The 12779-nt window shown below is 70.1% G+C and carries 10 protein-coding genes and 1 pseudogene; 6 read left to right on the forward strand and 5 right to left on the reverse strand.

Annotated features, from left to right (window positions below; translation table 11 throughout):
• Positions 1 to 80 precede the first annotated feature (80 nt).
• Complete coding sequence (locus ACF062_RS31380; RefSeq protein ID WP_392143001.1) at positions 81 to 506, forward strand: ANTAR domain-containing protein; 426 nt, start codon at positions 81 to 83, stop codon at positions 504 to 506.
• A gap of 329 nt (positions 507 to 835) precedes the next feature.
• Here ACF062_RS31380 and ACF062_RS31385 read toward each other — a convergent pair whose 3' ends face one another.
• The 3 genes from ACF062_RS31385 to ACF062_RS31395 all read right to left on the reverse strand — a co-directional run bounded on the left by ACF062_RS31385 (position 836) and on the right by ACF062_RS31395 (position 3599).
• A complete protein-coding gene (locus ACF062_RS31385) occupies positions 836 to 1045 on the reverse strand; it encodes a DUF4287 domain-containing protein (protein ID WP_392143002.1) in 210 nt (69 codons plus the stop codon).
• A 140-nt stretch (positions 1046 to 1185) separates the two neighbouring features.
• Positions 1186 to 2505 carry a cytochrome P450 gene (locus ACF062_RS31390; RefSeq protein ID WP_392143003.1) on the reverse strand — a complete coding sequence of 440 codons (1320 nt, stop codon included), beginning with the start codon at positions 2503 to 2505 and terminating at the stop codon, positions 1186 to 1188.
• A 161-nt stretch (positions 2506 to 2666) separates the two neighbouring features.
• Complete coding sequence (locus ACF062_RS31395; RefSeq protein ID WP_392143004.1) at positions 2667 to 3599, reverse strand: helix-turn-helix domain-containing protein; 933 nt, start codon at positions 3597 to 3599, stop codon at positions 2667 to 2669.
• Positions 3600 to 3605: 6 nt separating this feature from the next.
• Between ACF062_RS31395 and ACF062_RS31400 the strand changes: the two genes are divergently transcribed.
• The 3 genes from ACF062_RS31400 (at position 3606) to ACF062_RS31410 (ending at position 8544) form a co-directional block, all read left to right on the forward strand.
• Positions 3606 to 5528: an ABC transporter ATP-binding protein gene (locus ACF062_RS31400; RefSeq protein WP_392143005.1), complete on the forward strand. Its 1923-nt coding sequence runs from the start codon at positions 3606 to 3608 to the stop codon at positions 5526 to 5528.
• Complete coding sequence (locus ACF062_RS31405) at positions 5525 to 7240, forward strand: ABC transporter ATP-binding protein (RefSeq protein WP_392143006.1); 1716 nt, start codon at positions 5525 to 5527, stop codon at positions 7238 to 7240. The genes ACF062_RS31400 and ACF062_RS31405 overlap by 4 nt, the downstream gene beginning before the upstream one ends.
• A gap of 854 nt (positions 7241 to 8094) precedes the next feature.
• The gene (locus ACF062_RS31410) at positions 8095 to 8544 is read left to right on the forward strand and encodes a M23 family metallopeptidase (protein WP_392143030.1); all 450 of its coding nucleotides are present in this window, start codon (positions 8095 to 8097) and stop codon (positions 8542 to 8544) included.
• A 704-nt stretch (positions 8545 to 9248) separates the two neighbouring features.
• On the opposite strand, the pseudogene ACF062_RS31415 reads toward ACF062_RS31410, so the two are convergent.
• Positions 9249 to 9335, reverse strand: a pseudogene (locus ACF062_RS31415) (NUDIX hydrolase); the annotation flags it as partial.
• A 56-nt stretch (positions 9336 to 9391) separates the two neighbouring features.
• Positions 9392 to 9943, reverse strand: coding sequence for a flavoprotein (locus ACF062_RS31420; protein ID WP_392143031.1), 552 nt, complete (start codon positions 9941 to 9943; stop codon positions 9392 to 9394).
• Positions 9944 to 10075: 132 nt separating this feature from the next.
• Between ACF062_RS31420 and ACF062_RS31425 the strand changes: the two genes are divergently transcribed.
• Complete coding sequence (locus ACF062_RS31425) at positions 10076 to 11254, forward strand: helix-turn-helix domain-containing protein (protein ID WP_392143007.1); 1179 nt, start codon at positions 10076 to 10078, stop codon at positions 11252 to 11254.
• Between the two features lie 107 nt (positions 11255 to 11361).
• The gene (locus tag ACF062_RS31430) at positions 11362 to 11832 is read left to right on the forward strand and encodes a hypothetical protein (protein ID WP_392143008.1); all 471 of its coding nucleotides are present in this window, start codon (positions 11362 to 11364) and stop codon (positions 11830 to 11832) included.
• Positions 11833 to 12779 lie beyond the last annotated feature (947 nt).

Raw genomic sequence — 12779 nt, forward strand, 5'->3', positions numbered from 1 at the left:
GGACAGACGTGAAGGAATTGTGGTGCACGCCGAATACGCCGTGGCATTCTGGCGCTGGCCCCCTAGCCCCCGGAGGCGATGTGACGTCATCAGACGTGGATGCGAGACGACGACCGGACGAGCCGGAGAAGCCGATAGGCCAGGACGGCGCGACCGGCGCGACCGGCGCGACCGGCGCGACCGGCGCGGCCGACACGGCCAAACAGGGCGAAAAGGTCGTCGAGTTGCAGCGCAAGGTCATCCAGCTGGAGAAGGCCGTGGAATCCCACGCCACGGTGGACCAGGCGATCGGGATCGTGGTGGCCTTGGGGAAGCTGACCCCCGACCAGGGCTGGACCGTGCTCCGGGAGACCTCCCAGCACACCAACATGAAGCTGAGCCGCATCGCGGACCTGGTCGTCGCCTGGGGGTGCGCGGGGGAACTGCCGGAGAACGTACGCAGAGCCCTGGACGCCAGCCTCGCCCGCGCCCGGGCGACGTCCGAGTGCACCGAACCGACGGCGTAGCGAAGGCAGCTCTCCACGCTGCATTTCCAACGAGGAGAGCCTGTCGCAGGAAGCTCCCGGGCGCCACCTGCGATTGCGGCCCCGGGTACCCGGGGCCGCACCTTCGAACCGTCCGCCTCAGGAGAAGTACGGGAAGCGCGGCAGCCGGGCCCCGCTAGGGCCTGTCTGACAATTCCCGCCTGCCTCGCGACGCCATGCACGCACTCTCGCCGCACCGGGCGCAGAGCCAAGTACATCCAGTACGAGGCCCTACGCCCGGCACGCCGAGAGCACGCACCTGACGCCGCGAGGCCGCCCCCCGGGCGACGACGGGAATTGTCAGACAGGCCCTAGGACACGGTTTCGGCCAGGGTGTGGGCGACGATCGCGTTGGCGTGGCCGTGACCGATGCCGTGCTCGCTCTTGAGCCAGGCGACGAGTTCCATGTGCCGGGTCAGCGGGGAGTCGCGGACGAGCTGCTTCCACTCCTCGACGGGGCGGCCGTACTTCTTCTCGATGGAGGGGAAGTAGCTGGCGGGGCCCTTCACTGCGTTGCTCATGGCGCTCGGTTCCTCACGGTCGTGTGGTCGTATCGGGCTGCCGTACGCGGCGGCGTGCGGCGGTTCGCTCATAGGACGTCAGGAAAGGCCCCGACTCATCGGCGGGGCCGGGGAAAACGCCTGTGCTGTGCGTCACGTCGCTACGGATGCTCGGGCCCGGGCCGACGCGGTTCCACGATCATGCGGATGTCATCGGCGGCCCAGAGCACGAACCGTTCGACCGGCGCCACCTCGTGACCCGGCGCGGGCCGGAACCGGAAGCGCTTGAGCAGCACGGCCAGGACCAACTGGGCCTCCACCATGGCCAGACCGGCGCCCTCACAACTGCGCGGTCCGAGTCCGAAGGGCACGTAGGCGAGCCTCGGCCGCCCGGCCGCCTCCTCGGGGGTGAACCGCTCGGGGCGGAAGGCCTCGGGCTCGGGCCAGTAGGCGGGATTCATGTGGATGGCCCAGAACGGATAGAAGACGGTCGTGCCCGCCGGGACCTCGTACGCGCCGAGTCGGAGCGGCTCGGTCGTCTCCCGGGCGCCGTACGGGCCGGGCGGGTAGAGCCGCATCGACTCCTTGAGGACCAGCTCCAGATAAGTCAGGCGTCGCAGGTCCGCGAAGCCGGGCGCCGCACGGTCGCCGACCAGGTGGTCGAGCTCGGCGGCGACGCGGTCGGCGGCCGCCGGGTGCCGGCCCAGCAGATGCAGCGTCCAGGAGACGGCGACGCCGGTGGTGTGGTGGGCGGCCAGCAGCGTCACCATGACGGTGTCGCGGATCCGGGCGGGCTCCTCCCCGGCCTCGACGAGCGCGCCGATGAGGTCACTGCGGTCCGTGCGGCCCCCGGAGCGGTGCGCGGAGATGACGCGGTCGACCGTGGCGCGCAGGTAGGCGAGGGAGCCGGCGGCCGACGCCGCGCCCTCTGCACGGGCCGGGCCCAGGTACGTCGTGAGGACGTCCTCGAAGGCGGCGGTGACCCGGTCCGGGTCCACGATGCCGGCGGCGGCGCCCCCGAGCGCGTACGCGCAGATCATCCGCAGCGACAGCGCGGTGAGGTCCTTCTGGAGCGCGACGGGTCCGTGCCCGGCCCGCTCCGCCCAGCGGTCCGCGAGCTCCGTCGCCAGCGTGGTGAAGTGAGCGAAGTGTCGTTCGTGGGAGGGCCGTCCGGCGAACACCGAGAGCAGCAGCCGCCGCCAGGGCCCGTGCTCCTCGGCGTCCAGCACCTGTAGGTTCCCGGCCTCGCACAGCGGCGCGAGGAACTCGAAGAGCCGGGCGGGCCGCTTGTCGACGTGCGCGGTGGCCTCCAGCAGCACGGGGTCGGCGACGGACACGGCGGTTCCCGCGCCGGGCAGTTCGAACCGTACGACGGGTCCGTACTCGGCATGCAGCAGCAACTGGTAAAGATGCAGCCCACCCGCCTCGGCGACGGCCCCCACACCCCCGTCGCCCCGTGCCTCGGGCCCAGGAATCCGCATGCCCACGCCTCCTCACCGCACCCGGCCCACCCGCCCGACCCACGGACCCACCACCCTGCCAGGCGGACGCCGCACGGACCACCGCCACGACGCAGCCCCGGCCCTCTGGGCCGCGCCGCCCCGCGCCTCCGGCCCGCCGTAACCGGGGACCACGTACGGCATCACCACGCTCGGGCTCCGTTCACCGATCCCCTCGGTGACGATCCCCACGGCCGGGTACCGCCTCCTCGCGCCGGGAGCCGCGGCACGTGGTCCACCCACGCCAGGTCGGCCGCCGCGACGAGCGACCCGCCGGCCACGGTCGCGGGGGTCACACCGGTGAACGCCACGACGTCCCGGTGCAGATGCGACTGGTCGGCGTAGCCGCAGTCGGCCGCGACCCCGGCCGCACCCTGGCCCCCGGCCAGGCGGGTGGCGGCCCGGTCGAAGCGGACGAGCTTCACGGCGCGCTTGGGCGGCAGGCCGAGCTGCGCGTGGAAGCGGGACCACAGGCGCTTGCGGCTCCAGCCCAGCTCGTCGGCCAGCCCCTCCACCCGCACCTGGCCGTGCCCGGCGACGATACGGTCCCAGGCCCAGGCCAGCTCCGGCTCGATCGCGGGCCCCGCGGCGAACAGCCGGGTGAGGAACGCTTCGACGAGCGCGAAGCGTTCCTCCCACGAGGCGGCCTGGGCCAGCCGCTCGCGCAGCCGGGCCGCCCGCCGCTCTCCCCACAGGTCGTCCAGGGCCACCACGGAGCTCTCCAGCTCAGCGGGGCCCACGCCCAGCACGGCGCGCGCGACGGCGGGGGACAGGCGCACCTGCATCCACTCGACGTTCGCGGCCCGCACCCGCGCCGCACCGCCGACGCCGAACCCGAGCCCCGTGACAAGGCTGCCGCGGTACCGCCGCCCCGTCGACTCGTCGATGCCGAACGCCGCCTCGCCGCAGGCCAGCGCCAGCGTCAGCACGGGGTGCGGGTCGAGCCGGTGGTCGACCGGAGCCGGGCCGCGGTCGCGGAACCCCGCCAGGGCGACACCGGGTACGCGGCACGGCCGGGCCGGGCGCGTGACCTCCCACACAGGGGTAACGGCGCCCGGTCTCACGGCAGTTGACATGCGCCCATGCTACGGGCGGCGTACCGGACGGAACATTTCTTCAATCCAGCGGACGGCAGCCGCGGCGAAGGTGAGCGCATGACTTCCACCGGAACCACCGCGCCGCCACCACCGGGCGCGGCCCGCCTGCTGCGCCCGTACGCGGGTGGCTTCGCCATCGTCGTCATCTTGCAGGTCATCGGCGCTGTCGCCGGCCTGGCACCGCTCCTCGCGGTCGTCGAGCTCGGCCGTACGCTGCTGGCGCCGGGCCCGGCCGACGACGGTCACGTACGTGACGTCGTGATCGCGGGCGCGGCAGGGCTGCTCGTACGGCTGCTGTTCACGGCCGCCTCGTCCGGCGCCGGACACCTCCTCGACACCCGGGTGCAGCTGTCGCTGCGCAGGCGACTCGCCGCACATCTCGGCCGGGTGCCGATCGGCCGGCTGGCGCGGCGGCGCAGCGGGGAGCTGGCGAAGCTGGTGGGTGAGGACGTCAGCGCCGTACACCCGCTCATCGCCCACACGCCGGGCGAGCTGATCTCCGCCTTCGTGGTGCCGGCGGTCTCGCTCGGCTACCTCTTCACCGTGGACTGGCGGCTGACGCTGATCACCCTGATCCCCGTGCTGCTGGCCGTCGCGCTGGTGCCGCTGATGATGACCCCCACGCGGCTGCGCGAGCAGAAGGAGTTCGACGCCGCGATGGGGCGGATCTCGGCGTCGGTGGTCGAGTTCGTGCAGGGCATCGCGGTGGTGAAGGCGTTCGGCGGCTCGGAGCGGGCGCACAGCACGTTCCGTACCGCGGTGGACGACTTCACCCGGAGCTTCTACCGGATGGTGCGCGGTCTCTCCGGGGTCGCCGCCGGGATGCAGGTGGCGCTTTCGCCGCCGTTCGTGCTCCTGTCGGTGCTGGTCGGCGGCGCGTACCGGATCACCGGGGGCGGGCTCGCCCCGGCGGACCTGCTGCCTTTCCTGCTTCTCGGCCTCGGCCTCACCGCGCCCGTGGCCGCGCTCGGACACGGCTTCGACGACCTGCAAGCCGCGCGGCGCGCCCTCGGCCGCATCCGGGACGTACTCGCCGAGCCGTCGCTGCCCGAGCCCGTACGGCCGGTGGCGCCCGAGGGACACCGGGTGGAGCTGCGGGACGTCCGCTTCGGGTACGAGGGCGCCGCGGCCGGGCGCGAGGTGCTGCGCGGCATCGACCTGGTGCTGGAGCCGGGGACGACCACGGCCGTGGTCGGGCCGTCCGGCAGCGGCAAGTCCACGCTGGTGCAGCTGCTGCCGCGGTTCTACGACCCGACGCACGGCTCCGTGCTCCTCGGCGGCGTCGACCTGCGTGAGGTGGGCAGCCAGGAGCTGTACCGGCGGGTGTCCTTCGTCTTCCAGGACGTCCGGCTGCTGCGCGCCTCGGTCGCGGACAACATCGCCCTCGCCGTCCCGCACGCCGACCGCGACGCCGTCGTCCGCGCCGCCCGCCGGGCGAGCATCCACGACCGCGTCCTCGAACTGCCCCGCGGCTACGACTCGGTGATCGGCGAGGACGCCCGCCTCTCCGGCGGCGAGGCGCAGCGCGTCTCGATCGCCCGCGCCCTGCTCGCGGACGCCCCCGTCCTGGTCCTCGACGAGGCCACCGCCTTCGCCGACCCGCAGACCGAGCAGGCGGTGCGCGAGGCGCTGGCGCAGACCCGGGAGAAGCGGACGACGCTGGTCATCGCCCACCGCCTGGAGACGATCGCCGACGCCGACACCGTCGTGATGCTGCGCGACGGCGAGATCGTGGAACGGGGCACGACGGCGGAACTCCTCGCGCGGAACAGCGCGTTCGCCGAATTCTGGAAGGTCCACGCCGAGGCCATCGAGGCCGGTGCCACGGAAGCCGGTGTGATGGAAGCCAATGCCATGGAAGCCAATGCCATGGAAGCCGGTGTGATGGAAGGGAAAGAGACCCGATGATCCGCACACTGCTGCGCGTGCTCGGCCACGAGTACGCCGGGCCGGTGCGCCGCACCGTCGCCCTGATGACGGCGACCGCCCTCGTCGAGGGACTGTCGTACGCCCTGCTGGTGCCCGTGCTGCGCGCCCTCTTCGGCAGCACACCCGAGGACGCCCGGCCCTGGCTGGCCGCCTTCGCCGCGGCGGTCGCGGTCTACGCGGTGTTGCGGTACGTCAGCGACCGCTCCGGTTTCCGCGTGGGTACGACGATGCTGCACGGCATGTACGAGCGCCTCGGCGAACACCTCGCCCGGCTGCCCATCGGCTGGTACCAACCCGGCCGCACCGGCGAGGTGTCCGTCCTCGCGAGCCAGGGCGTGCTACAGGCGATGGGCGTGATCGCGCACCTGCTCGCGCCGTTCATCTCCGCCTGCGTGACGCCGCTGACGATCGTCGCCGTGATGCTCGCCTTCAACTGGCAGCTGGGGCTCGCCGGCCTGGCCGCCGTGCCGTTGGTGGCCGCGGTCCAGCTGCGCACGGCCCGCGCGACGACGGCGACCGACAGGGAGCGCGTGGAACGCGAGCGCGCGGCCACCGGCCGCGTCATCGAATACCTCCAGGCCCAGCCGGTACTACGCGCCGGCGGCCGCACCGGCGAGCGATTCGGTCTGCTGGACGACTCCCTGAGGGAACTGCGCCGCGCCTCGCGTCGCTCCACCCTTTCGGCGCTGCCAGGTGTGCTGGGCCTCGCGGTCACCGTGCAGGCGGTGTTCACCGCGCTGCTCGCACTCGGTGCGTACCTCGCCCTCGGCGGGGACATCGGCGCGGCCGAGGTACTCGCGGTCCTGGTGCTCGCCGCCCGCTGCGCCGACCCGCTGCTGTCCCTCGCCGAGATGAGCGGCGGCATCCGCGCCGCCCGCGCCGAACTCACCCGCCTCGACGAGGTTCTCCGCACCGAGCCGCTGCCGGAGCCCGGCGCGCCGCGCGAACCGTCCCGCCACGACATCGAGTTCGACGCGGTCACCTTCCGGCACGGCGACCGCACGGTCGCCGACGGGGTGACGCTGTCCGTACCCGAGGGCGGGCGGCTGGCCGTCGTCGGGCCGTCGGGCGCGGGCAAGACGACGCTGCTGCAACTGCTCGCCCGCTTCTACGACGTCGAGGCGGGCGCGGTGCGGATCGGCGGCGTGGACGTACGGGAGATGGACACCGCGGCGCTGATGGCGCGGATCGCCATCGTCTTCCAGGACGTCTACCTCTTCGACGGCACGATCGAGGAGAACGTGCGCCTCGGCCGCCCGGACGCCACCGACGCCGAGGTACGGGCCGCGGCCGCCGCGGCCCGTCTCGACGAGGTGATCGAGCGGCTGCCCGGCGGCTGGTCGACGGAGGTCGGCGAGGGCGGGGTGCTGCTGTCGGGCGGCGAGCGGCAGCGCGTCTCCATCGCCCGGGCGCTGCTGAAGGACGCGCCGATCGTCCTGCTCGACGAGGTCACTTCGGCCCTGGACCCGGTGAACGAGGCGGCCGTGCACGCCGGCATCGAGAAACTGATGGCGGGCCGGACCGTGGTCCTGGTGGCGCACCGCATGGCGACCGTGCGCCGGGCCGACCACGTCGCCTTCCTGGACGCCGGGCGAGTGCTCGAACAGGGCACCCACGCGGAGCTGCTGCGCCGCGCGGGCCGGTACGCCACGTACTGGGACCTGTCCCTGGCCGGGGCGACACGGGACTGAGACGCCCGCGCGGGTTTTCGCGCCGGCCGCGCGGGGCCTCGGCGCGGAAGAGGACTGCCCGCTCAGGCAAACGGCCCCGGACAAGGAGCCCGAGGCCGAGCGGGAGCCGCCCGCTGGGGAAGAAACCGTCAGTTTGGAGCGGTAATGCATGGCGCCCCGGCAGGATCCGAACCTGCGACACTCGCTTCAGGAGTTCGATCCGGTCCCGCTCCAGCTGCCGTCGGCGACTGGCGTGACGGCCGGACAGAGACGCTTACGTACGTCCCCGTCCGGCGTCGTTGATGTCAGCGGTGGATTTCAGGAACCTTCTGCCCGTGGTGCGTGTCCGGCCTCTGGTCTCCTCTGAAGGGCGCTGAACGGGGGCGGATGAGACGGAAACGTAGACGGCTTGGCAGGCCCAGCAGTCGCGCGGACTCCCGCGCTCAGGCCTGTGCCTGAAGGCGATCATCATGGCTGGATGCCACGGGGACGAACGGAAGCTCGGGGATACCAAATTTCTCGCGCATGGCGGCTGCGACCCGGCGAGCGCACCGGCTATGGCACTCAGAGGTGCAGTCCAGTCCATGAGAGGCACTGTATTGGGTGCGCTGGGGCGCACTGCCGACGCCGCGATGCTCCACCACTACACCGATGCGCTCGAAGCCTGGGGACCGACCAGCCATCGCAGCTACAGGCGGAATGGCTGAGAGCGCTCGGCGCGTCGCATGGCAATCGCGCGTTGGATGTGCAGGCACCAAAGTACCCCTCACTCCCTGAGTAAACTGACGTGCGCATGGCCAATCGCGGGGACTGCGGTCCTCCTTCAGCCGGGGGTTTAGTTGAAAAAGCGTAGCGCATTTATGGCGGCCCTTTTCATGTCTTCTCTACTGGCGTTACCAGGTACGGAAGCCAGTGCAGCGACCGGAGCGTGTCCTGCCAAAGGTCGCATCGCGAGTGGGTATGGCTGGCGGACTCACCCTGCTACAGGGGGAAAGGTTTTTCACTATGGAGTCGACATCGCTAACACAACTGGAACGCGAATCAATGCTGGATTCTCGGGCACAGTCACCTATGCCGGAGAGTCCGGAAACCTCGGACGTCATGTCATAATAAATAGCAGTGGCGTCATTACGATCTACGGGCACATGAATTCCTTGTCGGTGAAAAAAAATCAGAAAGTAAGGAAGGGTCGGAAGATCGGGACAATGGGATCTACGGGTATGTCGAGTGGGCCGCATTTGCATCTAGCGGTGAAGGAATTCTCCCCTTCGCCGTCAGGCGGTGACTACGTCAACCCGACTTCATACTTTAAGCTCCCCTGTTGAACGCCGTGATAGAACCTGAACGGTCGAGGTCCAAGGCGGCGTAGCGGCTTTGGGCAGGAGCTGCTTTGGCGCGAGTGATCATGGCCCCGTAAGCTTTCGGCGCGTCGGGCAGTCTGTGGATCTGCCCGGTAAAGCACGACGTTGGGGCCATGATCTTCTAGGCTCGCGCCAAAGTGGCTCCGTAAAGCCGCGTAGCCGACCGCCCCAGCCACGACGTACTCCTTCTCTGGCATCAGGCGGCTGCATGCTTTGAGCGCGGCACGGGCGCCGGCCGGGCTGGAGCCGGGGCGGAGGCAGGAGCGCAGGCGGCCGGGGGCCGGGCTGCGCGCGGGGAGCGGAGCGAGCCGCCTTGAACCAGTAGAGAAAGTTGTAACTCAGTAGGTCTCGTGGGGCGTGTGCGGTTTGAAGCCGGGTGCGCAGGCTGGGAGTTCGAAGCCCTGGCGGTGTGCGAGGGGCAGGAAGAGCACCGGCCGGATCGTCCAGGTGCTGCGTGTGCGGGGCTGGGTGACGGACACCGTGCAGGGCTGGGTCCGCAAGAGGGCTTGTCTCGTCTGGAGGTCGCGGGTCCAGCGGCGGGCCCGGCTGACCTCTTCCGGGAAACCTGGGAAAGTGCCCCAGACTCGGGCTTCTCTCGTATGCTCGTGCATACGAGTTTCTTCGTGCTGGTAGGCCGCCATGTGCAGCGGGTTCGGGCTAGACGAGTTCACGCCGTCGTGGGCGTGGATGGCAGGTGGAGACACAGCGTCCATCGGGTCCAGGACGCGGATGGCATACGCCTAGTCGGCAAGCTCGTCAGTACCCGTGACACAGGCCCTCTTCCGCCTTCGGGCGGGAGAGGGCCCTTTCGTCATGTCCGGTCGGCCAGTTTCCTCGCGGAGTGCAGAGCGACGTCCCACGGGTACGCCTTCGGCTTCCCAGACCCCGGCGGGTTGGGCATGAACCCGCCCTCACCGTACAGAACCGTGACGCCCTGCTCGCGCAACTCCGCGATGCTGCGGCCCAGCTGGCGGTGTTGGGCGTATGCCGCGTTCACGCACGGCATCGTCACGGTGGGGATGCCCTTGCCGATGCCCTCGGCGACGACACCGACCACGAAGCTCGCAGTAAGGCCGAGCGCCCACGAGTTGATGCTGTTGAACGTCGCCGGGGCGAAGACGATCACGTCCGCCTTCGGCCAGACGTCGGGCTGGCCGGGCAGCTTGTACTCGCTGCGGACCGGGTGCCCGGTGAGCGCGGCCAGGCCGTCGAGGCTTTCGTCGAGCCACCGGGCCGCGGTTGGGGTCAAGCCGAGGCAGACGTCCCAGCCGTCGGCCTGTGCGTCCTCAATCACCTTGGCCACGTCGAAGATGGGCGGAGCCGCCGAGCCGAACAAGTACAAGGTTCGAGAAGTCGAGGTCATAGCCTCATCCCACCCCGCGCCGTTGACCACGTGCAACTGCCCCCGATCCATACGGATCGAGGGCAGAAGCCGGTCCAGCGCCATTGAGCGCGAGTACCGTTCCAAGTGGTGAGCCAGGAACGGAGTTCCAGTATGCCCAGAGACGACCACCCCGGGGCCCGGATCGCGATGTACCGAAAGTTGGCCGGGTACACGCAACACGGCCTGGCCTTGAAGATCGGCTACTCGTACAGCCTCGTTCACCAGGTAGAACGCGGTCACAAAGCGGCGAGTACCGACTTCATGGCGGCCTGCGCCCGGGTGCTGCACGTCGACGTCACCACCCTGACAGGACAGCCGTACATGACCGAGCTGCAACAGGACCGCCTCGCCGAGCTGATCCGTCCCATCCGCGAATCACTCGACCTGTACGACCTGGGAGCCGACCCTGACGTCGCCACGCGCGAGGCACCTCAACTGGTGGCATCGGCAGACACCCTGTGCCAACAGGTCAGGGCCACGCAACTCAACAAGGCCGCGCAGACACTGCCTCGGCTGATCGCCGAACTGACGACCGCGGCCTACCGCAATCCGTCCACGGAACTGTGGGCCGCCCTCGGCTCCGCCTACCGCACTGCCCACGACGTGACGGTCAAGCTCGGTTTCTACGACCTCTCCACCATCGCCCTCGACCGCATGGACTGGGCCGCCCAACGGGCCTCTGACCCGGTGCTCTCAGCCGTACGCCAGTACATGCGCGGCCTCGTCTACCACCGCGAAGGCGAGCACGCCATCGGCCTCCGTCTCGTGAACGCCGGCCACCACGTCCTCGCCCAGGCCGAGGACACTCCGGAATCGCTGGCCGTGGCCGGGCAGCTGCATCTCGGCGCCACAGTCATCGCCGCGCGCGCTCGTGACGAGGCTGCGGTGAAGACCCACCTGAGGGAAGCGAAGCAGATTGCCAAGCGGACCAGTGATGTCGAGCACGTGCACTGGCTCAGCTTCGGGCCAACGAACTGGGCTGCTCACGAGCTGTCGGCGCTTACGGAGCTGGGACAGTACGGAAAGGCCGTGGAGAAGGCGAAGGAGCTCCGCATGCCCGACTCCTGGCCCACATCTCGCCGAGCGTACGTGTGGATTGACCGGGGCCGCTGTGAGATGGAGACGGGCCGTACCGAGGCGGCTCTCACTTCGATCGCCGAAGCCCGAAGGTCGGCTCCGCAGCAGACCCGCTATCACCCGGGCGCACGCGCGACGATCGAGGGGCTCGTGCACCAGCAGCGTAAGACTCCGGACGCCTTGGGGTACATGTCCACATGGCTCGGCTTGTGACACCGGCTGTCACTGAGAAGTGACAGTTACTGCCCTTGCAGGTCAGCACTCTTGTCTCACAGCTGATCGACAGATGACGGCAGGGGTGGACAGTGCACACGCAGAGGATGAACACCGTAATCGCGGACTGGTTCGCGCACGCCCAGCAAGCCCCCGAGCAGGCCCAGCGGGAGTGGAGGGAGACCGGTGTCGCCCTGCTGCCGCTCGGCATCCGGTTCGTCGCTGTTCGCCTGGCTGAGGATCTCGTCCACGCTGCTGTGGACACCGCCCAGCCGCAGGAACTTGCTGCGCGACTGACCCGGCTGCTCAACGGCCCGGTCATCTTCGACGGTCGGACGATGGGTGGCACCTACTACGCCCTCATGCGGCCCCGCATCGGCAGCCCCTGGAAGCACCAGGACCTCGCACCACGCCTCGGGGTCGGCACGTACCTCGGCGTACCGAACCTCGACCGTAGGAAGCCGCCCGGCACGTACTGGACGGTGCTCCCACGGTTCGAAGGCGACCTGTGCGCGCCTCGCGCGGTGGAGTCCCTCATCGTCCACGCGGTCAGCGTCAGCCAGGAGCCAGAGCAGTGACCGCGCAGGCCAGAGGCTCAGAGGCAGACCCCGTGGAGGTCAGTGCAGCGGTGGTGCGGCATACCTACGACTGCGCCCGATGTAAGGCCATGGGCCGCATCTGCATCAAGGGACGCCGCCTGCGTCAGGCCCTGGCCGGCCGCCCGCAGCCGGCCAGGGCGCGCGTCAACGGCGGCCCGGGATGAGCGAGGGCGTCCGGTACTGCTCTCGCTGCGACATGCCGATCACCAAGCAGCATCCCGGCACGTCCACCGCGAAGAATTCCCTCTCGGGCGGGGGTGCCGTGGTCTGGATCCACACAGGCAGGTGCCCGGCACCGCCCCCGCTCACGCGCCGCTACCCCTACTAGGCCCCCGGTGCGGCCCTGGGGAGGGTCGCACCGGGACGGAGCGGCCCGCCCGCCGCCGACCACGGGGCCGGTCCGCCACCTCAGCAGCTGTTCGTGGCACCAGCTCACCGCACGGGCCCCGGTCTGCGTTGGAGCTGCAGCGACTCGGGCATCACGAGGGGTCACCATGCGGCGGGCTCGCACCACAGACACCAACGAGTGATCAAGCGGACAGTGTTGACGATGCTGGCGGTCACGAGAGCGTCGGGCATCACCGCTCTGGATATAGGGATCAAGTCCCCGGACGACTCAAGGCGTCAGCCCGACACCCACGTGACCGCCATCGCGACCGGCCTCTGCCACTCGAAGAGCTTGGGCGTACGCCTCTCAGGGATGTCGCTACCACCGGATTAGGACGGCTCCGACGCCGTGATCACACCAGACACACCGCAAGATCTTTTCACAGGCCGCAGTGCTGGCCTGCGGGTAGTCAGGAGGGGTATCGCTGAGGTTCCGCAGCCTTAAGCAGGCACTCACGGTCGTATGCGCTGATCACTCCGTCCGGAAGACTCTCGTCCTCCAACAACGCGCGCAGGGCAAAAGCGTGTGCGGCGAAGGC

The organism is Streptomyces sp. NPDC015345, assembly GCF_043078805.1.
GTDB lineage: Bacteria > Actinomycetota > Actinomycetes > Streptomycetales > Streptomycetaceae > Streptomyces.

Excerpts from the sequence above, each read along its gene's own strand:
- ACF062_RS31385 (WP_392143002.1), bottom strand. The coding sequence starts at position 1,045 with ATGAGCAACGCAGTGAAGGGCCCCGCCAGCTACTTCCCCTCCATCGAG.
- ACF062_RS31390 (WP_392143003.1), bottom strand. The coding sequence starts at position 2,505 with ATGCGGATTCCTGGGCCCGAGGCACGGGGCGACGGGGGTGTGGGGGCC.
- ACF062_RS31395 (WP_392143004.1), bottom strand. The coding sequence starts at position 3,599 with ATGTCAACTGCCGTGAGACCGGGCGCCGTTACCCCTGTGTGGGAGGTC.
- ACF062_RS31400 (WP_392143005.1), top strand. The coding sequence starts at position 3,606 with ATGCTACGGGCGGCGTACCGGACGGAACATTTCTTCAATCCAGCGGAC.
- ACF062_RS31405 (WP_392143006.1), top strand. The coding sequence starts at position 5,525 with ATGATCCGCACACTGCTGCGCGTGCTCGGCCACGAGTACGCCGGGCCG.
- ACF062_RS31410 (WP_392143030.1), top strand. The coding sequence starts at position 8,095 with ATGTCTTCTCTACTGGCGTTACCAGGTACGGAAGCCAGTGCAGCGACC.
- ACF062_RS31420 (WP_392143031.1), bottom strand. The coding sequence starts at position 9,943 with ATGACCTCGACTTCTCGAACCTTGTACTTGTTCGGCTCGGCGGCTCCG.
- ACF062_RS31425 (WP_392143007.1), top strand. The coding sequence starts at position 10,076 with ATGCCCAGAGACGACCACCCCGGGGCCCGGATCGCGATGTACCGAAAG.
- ACF062_RS31430 (WP_392143008.1), top strand. The coding sequence starts at position 11,362 with ATGAACACCGTAATCGCGGACTGGTTCGCGCACGCCCAGCAAGCCCCC.